This window comes from Roseomonas sp. WA12 (assembly GCF_054165765.1).
The window spans coordinates 4,728,492-4,743,459 of record NZ_CM135108.1 but is presented as its reverse complement, the minus strand read 5'-3'; the positions used below and the strand labels follow the sequence as shown (position 1 = coordinate 4,743,459).

The window sequence follows — 14,968 nt, the reverse complement described above, 5'->3', positions numbered from 1 at the left end:
GGAGAGTGGGGGTTATCGCCCCAACCCTCAACAGGCCGGCATCAAACGGAAAGCAACGCGGCGCAGGCCGGCAGCAGGGCCGGGTCGCCCACGGCCAGCACGTCGCCGGGTGAATCCAGCGTCAGCACCCGCCCGGCATGGTCGGTGACGCGGCCGCCGGCGCCCTCCACGATGGGGACGAGGGCGGCCCAGTCCCAGGGCTTCATCGTGGCGTCCACCACCACGTCCAGCAGGCCGAGCGCGACCAGGCCGTAGATGTAGCAATCCCCGCCCCAGCTCGTGCGGCGGACGCTGCGGCGCAGGGCCTGGAAGCCGGCATCCTCGCCGGGCGGGAAGATGTCGGGGGAGGTGCTGGCCAGCTCGGCCGCGGAGAGATCCGGGCAGGGGCGGCAGCCGATGGTGCCGCCGAAGGGCCCGCGGAACACCGTGCGGCGGCCCTCCACGCCGATCCAGCGCTCGCCGGTAGCGGGCTGGTCGATCAGCCCGAGGACGGGGCGGCCGTCGTGAAGAAGGGCGATCAGCGTGCCGAACAGCGGACGGCCCGTGACGAAGGCGCGCGTGCCGTCGATCGGGTCCAGTACCCAGACCCATTCGGCATCGGGGCGGTCGGGGCCGTATTCCTCCCCGATCACGCCGTGATCGGGGTGGTGGCGGGCGATGTGGTCGCGCAGCGCCCGCTCGGCGCCGCGATCGGCCTCGGTGACCGGGCTAGCATCGCCCTTGGCCTCAACCAGAAGGGCGGAACGGAAAAGGGGGCGAATGACCGCCCCCGCCAGATCCGCCGCGGCCTCGGCCGAGGCGACCAGCTTTTCCACGACTAGGGCAGCGGCTGCGGGTTGGCCGCCAGGGTGCGCAGATAGGCGATGACGTCGGCGCGGGCCTGGGCCTGGTTCAGCCCGGCGAAGGCCATACGCGTGCCAGGGATGGCGCCGGCGGGACGGAGGAGGAACGCGTTCAGCGCCTCGTAATCCCAGTTCTTGTCGTGCAGCGCCTTCATGGCCGGGGAGTAGTTGAAGTCATCCCGGTGTGCATGCGGCCCGCCGACCACGCCGTAGAGGTTCGGGCCGACGGCATTGCGCCCGCCCTCCGTCCAGGTGTGGCAGGCGGCGCACTGGCGCGTCATGATCGTCTGGCCGTTCTGCGCGTTGGCGCTGGCCAGCAGCGGCCCGATCGGCTCGATCGCGGCCGGTGCAGCAGGGGCAGCGGCAGCCACCACCTCACCGGTCTCGATGGCGGGCTTTTCCAGGGGGTGCGGATGCACCGCCAGCCCGCCCACCAGGCCGGCCACCATGAAGCTGATGCCGGCGGTGAGTACCGCCGCGAACGCCTTGTTAGCTTCCAGGCTCATACGCCTTGCCCGAATCCCGTGTTGTGCCGCTTCAAACGCACCGAGAGCCGCGAGTTTGCGCGGCCCCGCCGTCGCGGCTAGAAGCGGGCGGACCATAATGTTCCCGGGCCTCCACGACAACCCGTGCTGCCGGGTCTCGCAGCCGGTCTCGCCAGGCCTCCGCCGCGAAGGGCCCGCATTCCAGACATGAGCGCGACCATCACCCCGCCCATGAAGCCGATCATCCTGATCCCCGCGCGAATGGCCTCCACCCGCCTTCCCGGCAAGCCGATGGCGGACATTCATGGCCGACCCATGATCGTCCATGTGCTGCAGGCGGCCCAGGCAGCCGGGATCGGCCCCGTGGCAGTGGCCTGCGACGACCAGGCGATCGCAACGGCAGTGACCGGCGCGGGCGGCACCGCGGTGATGGTCGAGGAGGATCTACCCTCCGGCACCGACCGGATCGAGCGGGCGCTTGCGGTGCTGGATCCGGCCGGCGTGCATGACGTGGTGGTGAACCTGCAGGGCGACCTTCCGGCTATCGCGCCCGATCTCCTCCGCGCCGTGCTGAGGCCCCTGGCCGATCCGGTGGTGGACATCGCCAGCCTCGTCGCGCCGGTGGTGAGCGCAGAGGAGGCGGCATCGCCGAGCGTGGTGAAATGCGCCTGTGCCTTCGCCCCCGGCCGTGACCTCGCGCCGGCCCTGTATTTCTCCCGCCAACCCGTTCCCGGGGGCGAAGGGCCGCTCTGGCACCATATCGGCCTCTACGCCTATCGCCGCCCGGCCCTGGCGCGCTTCGTTGCCCTGCCCGCCAGCCCTCTGGAGATCCGCGAGAAGCTGGAGCAGCTCCGCGCCCTGGAGGCGGGAATGCGGATCGCGGTGGCGCGGGTGGACCATGCGCCCTTCGGGGTGGATACCCCGGCCGACCTCGCCCGCGCCCGCGCCGTGCTGCATCCCGGGCTTGCTGCCCAGGTGGCCGCCCAGAAAAGCACCCTGAAAGAGCCAACGAGCCGCCCGTGACACAGATCATCGCCTTCCAGGGCCTGCCCGGCGCCTATTCCGACCTGGCCTGCCGCGCCGCCTACCCAGGCTGGACCACCCTGCCCTGCCCCTCCTTCGAGGCCGCCATGGCCGCGGTGCGGGAGGGACGGGCGGAACTGGCCATGCTCCCCTGCGAGAATTCGCTGGCCGGGCGAGTGCCCGATATTCACCGGCTGCTGCCGGAATCCGGCCTGCATGTCGTGGGCGAACATTACGAGCGGGTGGAGCACTGCGTGCTCGCCCCACCGGGCGCCACGCTGGAGACGATCCGCCGCGCCCATTCCCATCCGGTGGCGCTGGGCCAGGTGCTGAACCTGCTGCGGGACATGCGTTGGGGGGCGGTGATCGAGGCCGATACGGCGGGCGCGGCTAGCCTGATCGCCGAGCGCGGAGGGGTGGAGGACGCGGCCATCGCCTCCTCGCTCGCCGGCGAGATCTACGGCCTGCAGGTCCTCCGCCGGAACGTGGAGGACGAGGCGCACAACACCACGCGCTTCTATGTCATGTCGCGCGAGGCGGCGCTGCCGCCGGTCATGGCGCCGGATAGTGTCACCACCTTCGTCTTCCGCGTCCGCTCCGTTCCAGCCGCGCTCTACAAGGCGCTAGGCGGCTTCGCGACGAATGGCGTGAACATGACGAAGCTCGAATCCTACATGCTGGATGGCCGCTTCACCGCGGTGCAGTTCCTCTGCGACGTGGACGGGCACCCGGAGCAGCCGGCGCTGCGGCGCGCGCTCGAGGAGCTGCGATTCTTCTCGCGCGAGGTGCATGTGCTGGGCTGCTACCCCGCCCATCCATACCGCCGGGCGCAGGCTGAGGCAGCGGAATAACTCGCTGAAAACAAGGCTATTTCCGCATCGCAGAAATAGCATCCGCATCTTGACGGTGCGGTTTTAGAACGCTCTCATTCCTTCTGCGCCGTGTGCTTGCCCCGGCCACCCGGTATGGCCGGGTGACCCCGGGGAGCGCGCGGACGCGACACTGCACCTGCACAAAGCAGGACAGACGGGGAAGAAACGACGTTGAACCAGCAGTCCTGCGGGCGCCCCTGGCGCTCAACCCTTTCGCTTGGCCTTCTCGCGGCCACAGCGCTGATGTCGGTGCCGCTCGCCGCCCAGGCCCAGCCAGGCTTCAGCGGTATCACCACCTTCGGCGACAGCTACGCCGACAACGGCAACGTGCAGCGGCTGCTTCGCGGCTCGGGCGGATACCCGTCCAGCACCAACGACCCGGCGATCTCCTACTACACCTTCCCGTACTATCTGCAGCGCATCTACAACGTGCCGGATCAGGGCATTCGCAACTACGCCATCGGCGGCGCGACCACGACCTCGCTGAACGCCTCCGCCGGCCGCGGCCTCAGCCTTCCTTTCGAGCTGCAGACCTTCGCGGCGCGCGGCGAGCGGATCGCCCCGCGCGAGCTCGTGCTGTTCTCGATCGGCGGCAATGACGGCGGCGCTTCCAGCGGGCAGGTGCCGCTCTCGCAATCGGCGGCCGTGGCGGCCCAGGCGAATGCGAACTCGCTCGCGGCGGTGAACCAGCTTGTCTCGGCCGGAGCGCGCAACATCGTCTTCCGCTCCACCAGCGATCTCGGCGCCCTCGCCTCCGTCCGCAACGGCCCGAACGCTGCGGGCAGCATCGAGTACGGACGGCTGTATTTCGAGGGGCTGCAGCGCGACCTTGCACCGCTGGGAAGTCAGGGTGTGCGCGTCTTCCTGTTCGACACCGGGCGGCTGCTGCGCGCGGTGCAAGCGGATCCGGCGGCCTATGGCTTCACGGACGCGCAGACGCCCTGCAACAGCATCGCCGCCTGCCGCGACCCGAACTCGCCCCTGCAGCAGCAATACCTGACCTATGACGGGCTGCACCTGACCAGCCGGGGCTTCGAACTGGTCGCCCGCTACATCTCGGCCCAGATCGCAGCGCCGGACGCGATCGCGGTGCAGCCGGAGATCGGCCTGGCCGGGATCACCGCCTTCACCAACTCGGTCTTCGAGCGGCTGGACACCTATCGCTTCGCCGGCATCGGGGGCGGGCACATGACGGCGCTGGGCGGTGCGCCGGGCGCGACGGCGCCGCTGCCGGTGACCCCGGGCAGCGCCGTGTCCGTCTTCGTGCAGGGCCATTACGCAGCGGGCGACCGCGACCGGCGCAACGGCGTGGCGGGCTATAGCTACGACATCGGCGGCGTCACGATCGGCGGCGAGGTAAACCCGGCGCCGGGCTTCCGCCTGGGCCTGGCCTTCAACTACGCGAACACGGATGCCGATCTGAACGGCCGGCTGGGCAAGGTCGAGGTCGACAGCTACCGCATCGCCCTCTACGGATCCTTCTCCTACCCGAACTGGTTCGCCGATGCCGTCGTCAGCGCCTCCTACGACGACTACGAGATTTCCCGGCGTGGCGTGATCTCGCCGGTGCGTAGCGACCCGACGGGCAACAGTGTGAGCGCGGGTCTGCGAGGCGGCTACCTGTTCGGGCTCGGGCCGGTGCGCCTGGGGCCGATCGCCGGGCTGACCTACAACCTCACGCAGGTGGACGCGCAAACCGAGACCGGTGATTCACTGCTGACCAACGATGTGCGCCGGCAGCGGGTGGACAGCCTGACGGGCAGCCTCGGCGTGCAGCTGCGGCTGAACACCCAGGCGGCGGGGCGCAGCATCACGCCCTATGTCAACGTCACCGCCGAGCACGACTTTCTCGGCAGTGGCCGGACGCTGGTGACGAACGCCACCTATGCCTCCTCCCTTCCCGTCCGCAGCAGCGTGGAGGACCAGGGCCGCACCTATGGCCAGGTGACCGCCGGCGTCAGCGCGGAGGTCGCGCGCGGCGTCGCGCTGATGGTGAACGGCGGCACGACCTTCGCCCGCCGCGATGGCAACGACTACGCCTTCTGGGGCGGCGTCCGCGTCTCCTTCTGAAGATCCATGGCCACGGGGCCGGAAAGCTCCGTGGCGTTCCCGACGGGGAGCGGCGATGGGGCCTGCCTCATCGCCGCTTCCGCCCCAGGCGCCTATGCCGTATCACGCCCCTAATCATCTTCTTAGGGAAAGGAACGTCCTCGCATGACCTCCCGCGTGAACCGCCGCGCCCTGCTCTCCGCGGCGCCCGCCGCCGCCGTCCCCGTGATGCTGGCCGCCCCGGCCGTGGCCCAGACCAACCCGGAGGTGCGCTGGCGCCTCACCTCCTCCTTCCCCAAGAACACCGACATCCTCTGGGGCACCGCCGAGGCTGTGGCCAAGCGGGTGGGCGAGCTGACGGACGGCAAGTTCCGCATCCAGGCCTTCTCCGGCGGCGAGATCGCCCCGGCCCTGGCCGCGCTGGACGCCGTGCAGTCCGGCAGCGTCGAGTGCGCGCACACCGCATCCTACTATTACATCGGCAAGGACCCGGCCCTGGCCTTCTTCACGGCCGTGCCCTTCGGCCTGAATGCCCGCCAGAACACCGCCTGGCTCCGCTACGGCGGCGGGCAGGAGCTGATGAACGAGATGATGCGCGAGTACAACGCGATCGCCTTCCCTTGCGGCGATACGGGCGCGCAGATGGGCGGGTGGTTCCGGCGCGAGATCCGCACTGTGGACGACGTGAAGGGACTGAAGTTCCGCATCACGGGCCTCGCCGGCCAGGTGTTCCAGCGCATGGGTGCCACCCCCTCCGTGACGCCTGCCTCCGACATCTACTCCTCGCTGGAGCGCGGCACGATCGACGCGGCCGAATTCGTCGGCCCGCATGACGATGAGAAGCTCGGCTTCGCGCGCGTCGCGCCGAACTATTACGCCCCGGGCTTCTGGGAGCCGGGCGCGCGGCTGCACTTCATCGCCAACCAGCGCGCCTATGACGCCCTGCCCGCCCAGTACAAGGCCGCGATCGCGGTCGCGACCGCCGAGGCGGATGCCGAGATGGTGGCGAAATACGACGTGGCGAACCCGCTGGCCCTGCGCCGGCTGGTTGCATCGGGCGCCCAGCTTCGCTTCTGGTCCCGCCCCATCCTCGAGGCCGCCTGGCGCGCCACGAACGAGGTGATGGACGACCTTGGCAGCAAGAACGAGCGCTTTAAGCGGATCCTGGAAAGCCACCGCAAGTTCCGGGACGATGTTTACACCTGGCACCGGGTAAGCGAGAATTCTTTCGATAACTTTGCCTTCACGGCCTCGCAGACGGTTCGCTGAACCCGCTGCAGGCGTAAAGGAAGGGGGCGGGGCCGGGGGGTTCCGCCCCTTTCTCTTTTCGGCCCCCTTCGATCACGGATCGCCCCATGGACATCTACGGCCTGTTGTCCGCCCTTCTGATGGGCGTGGTGGAGGGGCTGACCGAGTTCCTGCCCATCTCCTCGACCGGACACCTCATCCTGCTGGGGGAGCTGATCGGGTTCCAGGGACCGCCGGGCAAGGTCTTCGAGATCGCCATCCAGCTCGGCGCCATCCTGGCCGTCGTCGTCATCTACTGGCGAGACCTGTGGCGCATCGCCGCGGGAATGTGGCGGCCGGGAACGCTGGAGCGCTACGCCGCGGTCAACCTGCTCCTCGCCTTCCTGCCAGCCCTGGTGATCGGCGCCCTGCTGCACGGGCCGATCACCCGGCTGCTGTTCAACCCCTGGGTGGTGGCGGTGGCATTGGTGGTGGGCGGTGTCGCCATCATCCTGATCGAGCGCGCCCGGCCCGAGCCCTCCATCCATTCCGTGCCCGAGATCGGGCCGGTGGCGGCGCTGCTGATCGGCTTCGGGCAGGTGCTGGCCATGATTCCTGGCACCAGCCGCTCGGGCGCCACCATCATCGCAGCCCTGCTGCTGGGGGTGGAGCGCCGGGCTGCGGCCGAGTTCTCCTTCCTCCTGGCCATTCCGACCATGCTGGCGGCGACGGTCTTCAGCCTGTGGAAGGCCCGGGCGGAACTGGACCTGTCCGGGCTGGGGCAGATCGGAGTCGGCTTCATCGCCGCCTTTGTCGTTGCGCTGGTCGTGGTGCGGGTGGTGCTCGCCTCCATCTCAAAGATCGGCTTCGCACCCTTTGGCTGGTACAGAATCGCGCTTGGAGGGATCATTCTCGCCTGGCTCGCGATCCGGTAGAGATGCCACCCAGAGGCCTTCCGTAGCGGGGGCGGGTCACGTAACGCTGCGGGACAGCGGGAAAGGAGAGGCCGCATGCAGAAGGCGCGGAAACCCAGAAGTCTCTGCGGGCTGCTTGGGCTGGGACTGCTCGGCCTCGCGGCGATGCCCGCAGCGGCGCAGACATGGCCGTCCGATTCGGGGCCGACAGGGGATTACCTCGGATCGACCGTTCGCCAGTTCGAGCGCCTGTCGCCTCCCCCGGTGGAGTCGGTCCAGCGCGCAGAGCGGCCGGTGCCAGGCATGCCGCTGACGGATGTGCCGATCGGCACGGTCGATGTCGGCTTCCCCGTGGTGGCGACCCCGCTGCGTGCGCCGGAGGCCGGATCCCGGCGAGCGATGCGGCGAGGCGCGCAGCCCCGGACGGTGCGGGCCTCCGCGCGAGGTTCCGCCTCCACCACGCGGCGCTCGGGCAACCGCGAGGCGGAGCTGACCCGTGAACTGGCAGAGCGCGACCGTGAGATCCAGGAGCTTCGGCAGCGCCTCAACGGCCGCTAGTCGGACTCTCACGGCCGGGGCGGGCGCCGTGGCGAATTCGCAACGGTCGAAAGCAACCAGCGGGCGGTGCCGGCGTCATCTCTGCAACGGGCCATGAAGGCTTCGTTAAGGATACACGCCCATGAAGATCGCCCTCGCCCTGCTGCCGGCCCTGGCCCTGCTCTCTGCCTGCGCCACCGAGCGTGCGGCGCCGCCCCCTCCCCCGCCCGTCGCCATGGCGCCGCCCGCCATGTCCGCCCCGCCGCCTCCGATGATGGGGGACCGTGACGGCCGCTATGTCGGCGTCGCCCGCCTCTCGCCCGGCCAGCGCGGCTGCCGCGTTCGGACGTCCAACGTCTCGGCGAATGTGATGGGCGACCGGGTCTCGGTGATGAGCGGCCGCCACAGCATGGAGGGCATGATCGGGCCCGACGGCACCGTTACCTTCAACGACGGCATGATGATGACCAACACACGGTTCGAGAACGGCATGCTCATGGGCGAATCCGCCATGAACAACTGCCGCTACACCGTCTCGCTCCGGAAGGCTGGGATGCGCCCCGGCCAGCGCCGCCAGGCGATGTGATGCGGGGCCGCCCCTCCTCTCGCGGGGAGGGGCGGCTCAGCCCTTCAGGCGGGCTGCAGGGCCACCTCGTAGTTGGCCTCGGTCTTCGACCGCATCTCCTCCTCGGTGACCCCCGGGGCCAGTTCCACCAGCCTCATGCGGCCCGCGGCCTTGTCGATCGCCATGACGCCGAGATCGGTGACGACGAGATCCACCACGCCCTGGCCAGTCAGCGGCAGGGTGCAGCTCTTCAGCAGCTTCGGCTTGCCGCCGGCGGTGTGCTCCATCAGCACCACCACGCGCTTCACCCCGGCAACCAGATCCATGGCGCCACCCATCCCCTTCACCATCTTGCCCGGGATCATCCAGTTGGCGAGGTCGCCATTCTCGGCCACCTGCAGAGCGCCGAGGATGGACAGGTCGATATGCCCGCCGCGGATCATTGCGAAGCTGTCGGCCGAGGAGAAATAGCTCGTCGTCGGCAGTTCGGAGACGGTCTGCTTGCCGGCGTTGATGAGATCCGGGTCCTCCTCCCCTTCCAACGGGAAGGGACCGATCCCGAGCATCCCGTTCTCGCTCTGCAACTGGACGGAGACGCCGTCCGGGATGTGGTTAGCGACGAGGGTCGGAATGCCGATCCCCAGGTTCACGTAGAAGCCGTCCTCCAGCTCGCGCGCGGCGCGGGCGGCCATTTCGTCACGGGTCCAGGCCATGATCGGCGCTCCTCTCAGCGAGCCGGAAGGGAATCGGTGCCGGCGGCGGCCGGGGTGGCGGGCTCGGCGCGCTTTCTCGTCGTGCGCTGCTCAATCCGCTTCTCGGTGCCGGGGGGCACGAGGACCATGCGCTTCACGTAGATGCCGGGGGTGTGGATGTTGTCCGGGTCCAGCTCGCCCTGGCCAACCATCTCCTCCACCTGCACCACCGTCATGCGGGCGGCGGTTGCCATCACCGGGTTGAAGTTCCGCGCGGTCTTGCGGAACACGAGGTTGCCCTCGGGATCGGCCTTCCAGGCATGGACGATGGCGAGGTCGGCCATGATGCCGCGCTCCATCACATAGGTCGCGCCATCGAATTCTTGCGTCGGCTTGCCCTCGGCAACGGCGGTGCCGACCCCGGTGCGGGTGAAGAAGGCCGGGATGCCGGCGCCGCCCGCGCGGATGCGCTCAGCCAGCGTGCCCTGCGGGTTGAACTCGATCTCCAATTCGCCGGCCAGGTACTGGCGCGCGAACTCCGCGTTCTCGCCGACATAGGAGGCGATCATCTTGCGGATCTGGCGCGTCTTCAGAAGCAAGCCCAGCCCAGCATCGTCCACGCCGGCATTATTGGAGACGAAGGTGAGCCCCTTCACGCCACTGTCGCGAATCGCCTCGATCAGCAGGCTGGGCACGCCGCAAAGGCCGAAGCCGCCGGAATGGATAAGCATTCCGTCCTGCAGCAGGCCGTCCAGCGCGGCAGTCGCGTCCGGGTAGAGTTTTCCTCGCATAGGCTCGCTTCCTCCGGCGCGTTGGTGCCGGGAAGCTAGCCCTCCCTTTTCAGGCAAGAAAGGGTGCAAAGGGGGATTGCCTGCCCCCGAGTGCCAAGCTATATCGCCGCACCCCGGGTGGGGGGCCATAGCTCAGTTGGGAGAGCGCTTGAATGGCATTCAAGAGGTCGTCGGTTCGATTCCGATTGGCTCCACCAGTTTAGCGGGTTCGAGCGGGGCGCCTGGAAACGGGCGCCCCGTTCTTTTTTATGCTGGCGGCTAAGTTTAGGCCGTGTTGGCGTTCGCGGCGCCGATTGCGATTGCGATCACCCTGCCTGTCCGCTTCAGGATACGTCGGACCATCCCATCGCAGGGTGACGTGACACGGCTTTCAGGCACGTCTCTGCCGTTTCTGATTATTCTAAGCCGCGGTAAAATCTAGGCGCAGCCCGTCCACTCACGCGAGCGGCGCCGGGCGTCACACCTATCGATAGATCTTGGTCCCGCCCGTCATCGACGCGCAGCTTGGGAGGGCAACCTCAACGAGAAACGGTCGGCCTTGTTGGGCCAACGCGCAGATCGCCGCAGAGCCGCTCAACCGACCCCGACGATGCGCCAGGCGTATTCCTGACCATCCGGCTCCGTGATGGTCACGTTCTCGCCCGGGCGGCAGGGGGCCCCGCTGCGAATCACTGCCTGGATTGGAGCGTCCACAGGACTGTCGTCCCGGCGGAAGAAGCGCAGCGCCCAGCCAGTGTCAGGGTCGTACACCACATCCCCGTCCATCAAGCCTTGCCCCGGCCAGAAACGGCGGGCGGGCCAAGTGGCGGGATCCGCATGCCAGGCTCCCGGATCGGGAAAGCCCTGCGGGTTCAGCGTGAGCTGAACCTCGTAGCGGTACTCGGGACTGCCCTCGGGAAGGCCGGTTCCGCCGCTCGGCGACAGGACGACGAGCGGCATGATGGAACCCTCCTTAGATACGTGCCGGCAGTGCGGCTAGATGGCGACGCGGACGCCCAGCTCGACCACACGGTCGCTGGGGATACGGAAAAACTCGGTCGCGGGAACCGAGTTGCGCGACATGATGCCGAAGAGCCATTGCTGCCAGCGCGCCATCTTCGGCATGGCAGAGGCGACCACGGTCTCCCGCCCCAGGAAATAGGAGGCCTGCATCGGCTCGTAATCCACGCCCAGCTCGCGCAGACCTTCCAGTTCCTTCGGGATGTTCGGGCTCTCCTGGAAGCCGTAGCAGAGGGTGACGCGGTGGATATTGGGCGCCAGTTCCTCGACCTTCCGGCGGTCTATCACCTGCGGCACATCCTCGTTGTTCACGGTCACGAACAGCACGCGCTCGTGCAGCACCTTGTTGTGCTTGAGATTGTGCAACAGCGCATTCGGCACATAGTCGGCCTGGCTGGTCATGAAAACGGCGATCCCAGGCACGCGGACTGTGCGCGACTGCGGCAGGCGCGCCAGGAAGGATTTCAGCGGCAGGCTGTCCTGGCGGAAGCGGCTGAACAGCAGGTCCCGCCCGCGGCGCCAAGTGAGCATCATGGTGAACAGGATGGCACCCAGCAGCAGCGGCACCCAGCCACCATCCGGCACCTTCAGCACGTTCGAGACGAAGAAGGCGAGGTCCAGCACGAAGAGCGGGGTGAAAACCGCGATCACCAGCGGGAGCGACCAGCCGAAATTGCGCCGGAAGACAAGGCCGGCCAGGGTGGAGGTGGCGACGAAGGTGCCCGTCACCGCCAGGCCGTAGGCGGCGGCGAGGCTGTCCGAGTTGCGGAAGACCACGACAAGGATGACGACGCCCAGCAGCAGCGCAAAGTTTACCTGGGGCAGGTAGATCTGCCCTTCCTCGGTCTCGCTGGTGTGGCGCACGACGAGGCGGGGCAGGAAGCCGAGCTGCACGCACTGCCGCGCAATGGAGTAGGCACCCGAGATCATGGCCTGACTGGCGATGATGGTGGCGGCGGTGGCGAGGATCACCAGAGGCAGGCGCATCCATTCCGGCGCGAGCAGGTAGAAGGGGTTCTCGAGCGCGGCGCGATCGGACAGCAGCAGCGCGCCCTGGCCGAGATAGTTCAGCGCCAGGGCGGGCAGCACGAATGCCACCCAGGCGAGCTGGATCGGGCGGCGGCCGAAATGGCCCATATCGGCGTAGAGCGCTTCCGCGCCGGTCACCGCCAGCACCACGGAGCCGAGGGCAATGAAGGCCGCGAGGTGATAGGCGACGGCGAACTGCACGGCGTAGTGGGGCGAGAGCGCGACGAGCACGCCAGGCTCACGCACCACCTCGATCAGGCCGAGCAGCCCGATAACGCCGAACCAGACTACCGTGATGGGCCCGAAGATGGCGCCCATGCTGCCCGTGCCGCGGTACTGGAACAGGAAAAGGGCCACCAGCACCGCGACCGAGATGGGCACGACGGCGCCGTCGAAGGTGGGCGAGATGATCTTCAGTCCCTCGATCGCCGAGAGGACGGAGATGGCGGGGGTGATCACGCCGTCGCCGAAAAACAGTGCGGCGCCGGCGATCCCGATCACGGCGATGGTCCAACGCCCCCGCTCCGTGCGGGCGGCGCGTTGGGCCAACGCCATCAGCGCGAGAATGCCGCCCTCGCCCTTGTTGTCGGCCCGCATGACAAGCCAGACATATTTCACGGTCACGACGATGATGAGCGACCAGATGATCAGGCTGAGGATCCCGAGGATCTCCCAGCGCTCGAGTCCGTCGGAGGAAAAGTGAAGCAGGGCGGCCCGCATGGCGTAGAGCGGGCTGGTCCCGATATCGCCGTAGACGATCCCCAGCACACCCAGCAGCACCGCCATGCTGATCGGTTGCCGGTCGCCCGGATTGGGCCCTGATGTCACGTTTGTCGTCCGCGAGAGTTGGAGGGTCGCGGCATATGACCGCTGCCCCGGACCCTGCAACCCCCGCCCCCGTCCCCTGGTTGCAGGGCCGTCATGCGTTTGGCCCCGGAACGAGGGGGCGGAGGGCGAAGCCGGTCCTCAGTGACCGCGCAGGATCTGGGACAGGAACGCCTTGAAGCGGTCGGTGGAGGGGTTGTTGAACACCTGCTCAGGCGCCCCCTGCTCCACCACCTCGCCGCGGTCCATGAACACCACCCGGTCGGCCACCTGGCGGGCGAAACCCATTTCATGGGTGACGCAGATCATGGTCATGCCGTCCTCGGCCAGCCCGACCATGGTGTCGAGCACCTCCTTGATCATCTCGGGGTCGAGCGCCGAGGTCGGCTCGTCGAAGAGCATGATCTTGGGCTTCATGCACAGCGCGCGGGCGATGGCGACGCGCTGCTGCTGCCCGCCGGAGAGCTGGCCGGGATACTTGTTGGCCTGCTCGGGGATCTTCACCCGGTTCAGGTAGTGCATGGCCAGCTCCTCGGCCTCCCGCTTCGGGGTGCGGCGAACCCAGATGGGGGCGAGGGTGCAGTTCTCGAGTATGGTGAGGTGCGGGAAGAGGTTGAAGGACTGGAACACCATCCCGACCTCGCGCCGGATCGCGTCCAGCGCGCGCACGTCGTCGGTCAGCTCGGTGCCGTCCACGACAATGCGGCCTTCCTGGTGCTGCTCCAGCCGGTTGATGCAGCGGATCATGGTGGACTTGCCGGAGCCCGAGGGGCCGCAGACCACGACCCGCTCGCCGGTGGCGACCTGGAGCGAGATGTCGCGCAGCACGTGCATCGCACCGTACCACTTGTTGACCTTGTCCAGCAGGATGGCCGGTGGCGCATCCACGCGGACGGCGGATGCGATCGAGGGGCCTTCGGAGAGGGCGGCGCTCATGGCGGGATCCTTATCCGTCCGGTTCAGCGGACCCGGTGGCGGTTCAGCTCCGCCTCCAGATTCTGGCTGTAGCGGGACATGGCGAAGCAATAGATGAAGTAGACGACGGAGATGGCAATGTAGACCTCGACGCCGAAGCCTTGCCAGGCAGGCTCGACGATCGCGGTCTTGCCGGCGGTCAGCAGGTCGAAGATGCCGATGATCAGCACCAGCGACGTGTCCTTGAAGAAGCCGATGAAGGTGTTGACCAGCGGCGGGATCACCAGCCGCAGGGCCTGCGGCAGGATGATGAAGCCGGTCTTCTGCCAGTAGGAGAGGCCGAGCGCGTCGCCCGCCTCGTACTGGCCCTTCGGCAGCGCCTGCAGACCGCCGCGCACCACCTCGGCCAGATAGGCGCCGGCGAAGAGGATGACGGCCACCTGAGCGCGCAGCAGCTTGTCGATGTTGATCCCCTCGGGAAGGAACAGGGGGAACATCACGCTGGCCATGAACAGCAGCGAGATCAGCGGCACGCCGCGGATCAACTCCACATAGGCGACGCAGAGAATGCGAATGGCCGGCATGGAGGAGCGCCGGCCGAGGGCGACGAGGATAGCCAGCGGAAAGGCAAAGGCGAGGCCGAAGGTGGCGAGGATGAGGGTGATCGGCAGCCCGCCCCAGCGCTCCTGCGGCACATAGGTGAGGCCGAACACGCCACCCCACATCAGCACGCCGATGAGGACGAGGGTCGCAGCCCAGACCACCGCCAGCTCCCACCGCCAGAAGCGGCGCATGGCGGAGACGACATAGAGCGCCGTGAACAGCACGCAGACCAGCGCGGGCCGCCAGTGCTCCTCATAGGGGTAGGTGCCGAACAGGATGAAGCGGTGCTTCTCCGTGATCACCGCCCAGCAGGCACCCGGAGTGGGTGAGGCCTTCAGCGCACGGCAGGCCTGGGTCTGGCCGTTCGGCACCGCCCAGATGGCGTTGATGAAGGCCCAGTCGACGAAGCCGATCGCCCAGCGGACGATGAAGTAGGCGAGCACGAGCGTCAGCGCCGTGTTCAGCCAGGAGGAGAACAGGTTCGCCCGCAGCCAGGCGACCGGCCCGGTGGTGAGGGCGGGCGGGTTACGCGGTGCAGCCGCTTCCGGCACGCCCGCGACCGCGGTGTTGAGGGGGATGTCGCTCATGCCAGGTGCTCCC

15 protein-coding genes and 1 tRNA gene are annotated in these 14,968 nt (G+C 68.3%); 8 read left to right on the top strand and 8 right to left on the bottom strand.

Annotated features, from left to right (window positions below):
- Positions 1 to 41 precede the first annotated feature (41 nt).
- Both ACVBD7_RS22280 and ACVBD7_RS22275 read right to left on the bottom strand, forming a co-directional pair.
- Positions 42 to 815: an inositol monophosphatase family protein gene (locus ACVBD7_RS22280; RefSeq protein WP_458095424.1), complete on the bottom strand. Its 774-nt coding sequence runs from the start codon at positions 813 to 815 to the stop codon at positions 42 to 44.
- 2 nt (positions 816 to 817) lie between these two features.
- A complete protein-coding gene (locus ACVBD7_RS22275) occupies positions 818 to 1,348 on the bottom strand; it encodes a c-type cytochrome (protein WP_458095423.1) in 531 nt (176 codons plus the stop codon).
- 210 nt (positions 1,349 to 1,558) lie between these two features.
- On the opposite strand from ACVBD7_RS22275, the gene ACVBD7_RS22270 reads away from it, so the two are divergent.
- From ACVBD7_RS22270 to ACVBD7_RS22240, 7 genes are all read left to right on the top strand, one after another.
- Complete coding sequence (locus ACVBD7_RS22270; protein WP_458097755.1) at positions 1,559 to 2,350, top strand: 3-deoxy-manno-octulosonate cytidylyltransferase; 792 nt, start codon at positions 1,559 to 1,561, stop codon at positions 2,348 to 2,350.
- Positions 2,347 to 3,201, top strand: a complete 855-nt coding sequence (locus ACVBD7_RS22265; protein ID WP_458095422.1) for a prephenate dehydratase — start codon at positions 2,347 to 2,349, stop codon at positions 3,199 to 3,201. The genes ACVBD7_RS22270 and ACVBD7_RS22265 overlap by 4 nt, the downstream gene beginning before the upstream one ends.
- Positions 3,202 to 3,393: 192 nt before the next feature.
- Positions 3,394 to 5,292: an autotransporter domain-containing protein gene (locus tag ACVBD7_RS22260; protein WP_458095421.1), complete on the top strand. Its 1,899-nt coding sequence runs from the start codon at positions 3,394 to 3,396 to the stop codon at positions 5,290 to 5,292.
- Positions 5,293 to 5,436: 144 nt separating this feature from the next.
- Positions 5,437 to 6,540, top strand: coding sequence for a TRAP transporter substrate-binding protein (locus ACVBD7_RS22255; RefSeq protein ID WP_458095420.1), 1,104 nt, complete (start codon positions 5,437 to 5,439; stop codon positions 6,538 to 6,540).
- Between the two features lie 86 nt (positions 6,541 to 6,626).
- Positions 6,627 to 7,433 carry an undecaprenyl-diphosphate phosphatase gene (locus tag ACVBD7_RS22250; RefSeq protein ID WP_458095419.1) on the top strand — a complete coding sequence of 269 codons (807 nt, stop codon included), beginning with the start codon at positions 6,627 to 6,629 and terminating at the stop codon, positions 7,431 to 7,433.
- Positions 7,434 to 7,508: 75 nt separating this feature from the next.
- Positions 7,509 to 7,970 (top strand): hypothetical protein, encoded by a 462-nt coding sequence (locus ACVBD7_RS22245; RefSeq protein ID WP_458095418.1) that lies wholly within the window; start codon positions 7,509 to 7,511, stop codon positions 7,968 to 7,970.
- Positions 7,971 to 8,091: 121 nt separating this feature from the next.
- Positions 8,092 to 8,535: a hypothetical protein gene (locus ACVBD7_RS22240; RefSeq protein ID WP_458095417.1), complete on the top strand. Its 444-nt coding sequence runs from the start codon at positions 8,092 to 8,094 to the stop codon at positions 8,533 to 8,535.
- 44 nt (positions 8,536 to 8,579) lie between these two features.
- On the opposite strand, the gene ACVBD7_RS22235 is transcribed toward ACVBD7_RS22240, so the two are convergent.
- Positions 8,580 to 9,227 carry a CoA transferase subunit B gene (locus tag ACVBD7_RS22235; RefSeq protein ID WP_458095416.1) on the bottom strand — a complete coding sequence of 216 codons (648 nt, stop codon included), beginning with the start codon at positions 9,225 to 9,227 and terminating at the stop codon, positions 8,580 to 8,582.
- 14 nt (positions 9,228 to 9,241) lie between these two features.
- Positions 9,242 to 9,997, bottom strand: coding sequence for a CoA transferase subunit A (locus ACVBD7_RS22230; protein ID WP_458095415.1), 756 nt, complete (start codon positions 9,995 to 9,997; stop codon positions 9,242 to 9,244).
- A gap of 121 nt (positions 9,998 to 10,118) precedes the next feature.
- Here ACVBD7_RS22230 and ACVBD7_RS22225 point away from each other — a divergent pair.
- Positions 10,119 to 10,194, top strand: a tRNA-Ala gene (locus tag ACVBD7_RS22225).
- 376 nt (positions 10,195 to 10,570) lie between these two features.
- Here the strand turns inward: ACVBD7_RS22225 and ACVBD7_RS22220 are convergent.
- The 4 genes from ACVBD7_RS22220 to ACVBD7_RS22205 all read right to left on the bottom strand — a co-directional run bounded on the left by ACVBD7_RS22220 (position 10,571) and on the right by ACVBD7_RS22205 (position 14,955).
- A complete protein-coding gene (locus tag ACVBD7_RS22220) occupies positions 10,571 to 10,936 on the bottom strand; it encodes a hypothetical protein (RefSeq protein WP_458095414.1) in 366 nt (121 codons plus the stop codon).
- Positions 10,937 to 10,972: 36 nt separating this feature from the next.
- A complete protein-coding gene (locus tag ACVBD7_RS22215) occupies positions 10,973 to 12,811 on the bottom strand; it encodes a potassium transporter Kup (protein WP_458097754.1) in 1,839 nt (612 codons plus the stop codon).
- A gap of 180 nt (positions 12,812 to 12,991) precedes the next feature.
- Positions 12,992 to 13,786 carry an amino acid ABC transporter ATP-binding protein gene (locus ACVBD7_RS22210; RefSeq protein WP_458095413.1) on the bottom strand — a complete coding sequence of 265 codons (795 nt, stop codon included), beginning with the start codon at positions 13,784 to 13,786 and terminating at the stop codon, positions 12,992 to 12,994.
- 23 nt (positions 13,787 to 13,809) lie between these two features.
- Complete coding sequence (locus ACVBD7_RS22205; protein WP_458095412.1) at positions 13,810 to 14,955, bottom strand: amino acid ABC transporter permease; 1,146 nt, start codon at positions 14,953 to 14,955, stop codon at positions 13,810 to 13,812.
- Positions 14,956 to 14,968: the final 13 nt, after the last annotated feature.

What these genes read in the sequence shown, in the direction of transcription:
- ACVBD7_RS22275 (WP_458095423.1), bottom strand. Translation starts at nt 1,348, where the DNA reads ATGAGCCTGGAAGCTAACAAGGCGTTCGCGGCGGTACTCACCGCCGGC.
- ACVBD7_RS22255 (WP_458095420.1), top strand. Translation starts at nt 5,437, where the DNA reads ATGACCTCCCGCGTGAACCGCCGCGCCCTGCTCTCCGCGGCGCCCGCC.
- ACVBD7_RS22215 (WP_458097754.1), bottom strand. Translation starts at nt 12,811, where the DNA reads ATGGCGGTGCTGCTGGGTGTGCTGGGGATCGTCTACGGCGATATCGGG.
- ACVBD7_RS22210 (WP_458095413.1), bottom strand. Translation starts at nt 13,786, where the DNA reads ATGAGCGCCGCCCTCTCCGAAGGCCCCTCGATCGCATCCGCCGTCCGC.
- ACVBD7_RS22240 (WP_458095417.1), top strand. Translation starts at nt 8,092, where the DNA reads ATGAAGATCGCCCTCGCCCTGCTGCCGGCCCTGGCCCTGCTCTCTGCC.
- ACVBD7_RS22270 (WP_458097755.1), top strand. Translation starts at nt 1,559, where the DNA reads ATGAAGCCGATCATCCTGATCCCCGCGCGAATGGCCTCCACCCGCCTT.
- ACVBD7_RS22205 (WP_458095412.1), bottom strand. Translation starts at nt 14,955, where the DNA reads ATGAGCGACATCCCCCTCAACACCGCGGTCGCGGGCGTGCCGGAAGCG.
- ACVBD7_RS22220 (WP_458095414.1), bottom strand. Translation starts at nt 10,936, where the DNA reads ATGCCGCTCGTCGTCCTGTCGCCGAGCGGCGGAACCGGCCTTCCCGAG.
- ACVBD7_RS22235 (WP_458095416.1), bottom strand. Translation starts at nt 9,227, where the DNA reads ATGGCCTGGACCCGTGACGAAATGGCCGCCCGCGCCGCGCGCGAGCTG.
- ACVBD7_RS22245 (WP_458095418.1), top strand. Translation starts at nt 7,509, where the DNA reads ATGCAGAAGGCGCGGAAACCCAGAAGTCTCTGCGGGCTGCTTGGGCTG.
- ACVBD7_RS22230 (WP_458095415.1), bottom strand. Translation starts at nt 9,997, where the DNA reads ATGCGAGGAAAACTCTACCCGGACGCGACTGCCGCGCTGGACGGCCTG.
- ACVBD7_RS22250 (WP_458095419.1), top strand. Translation starts at nt 6,627, where the DNA reads ATGGACATCTACGGCCTGTTGTCCGCCCTTCTGATGGGCGTGGTGGAG.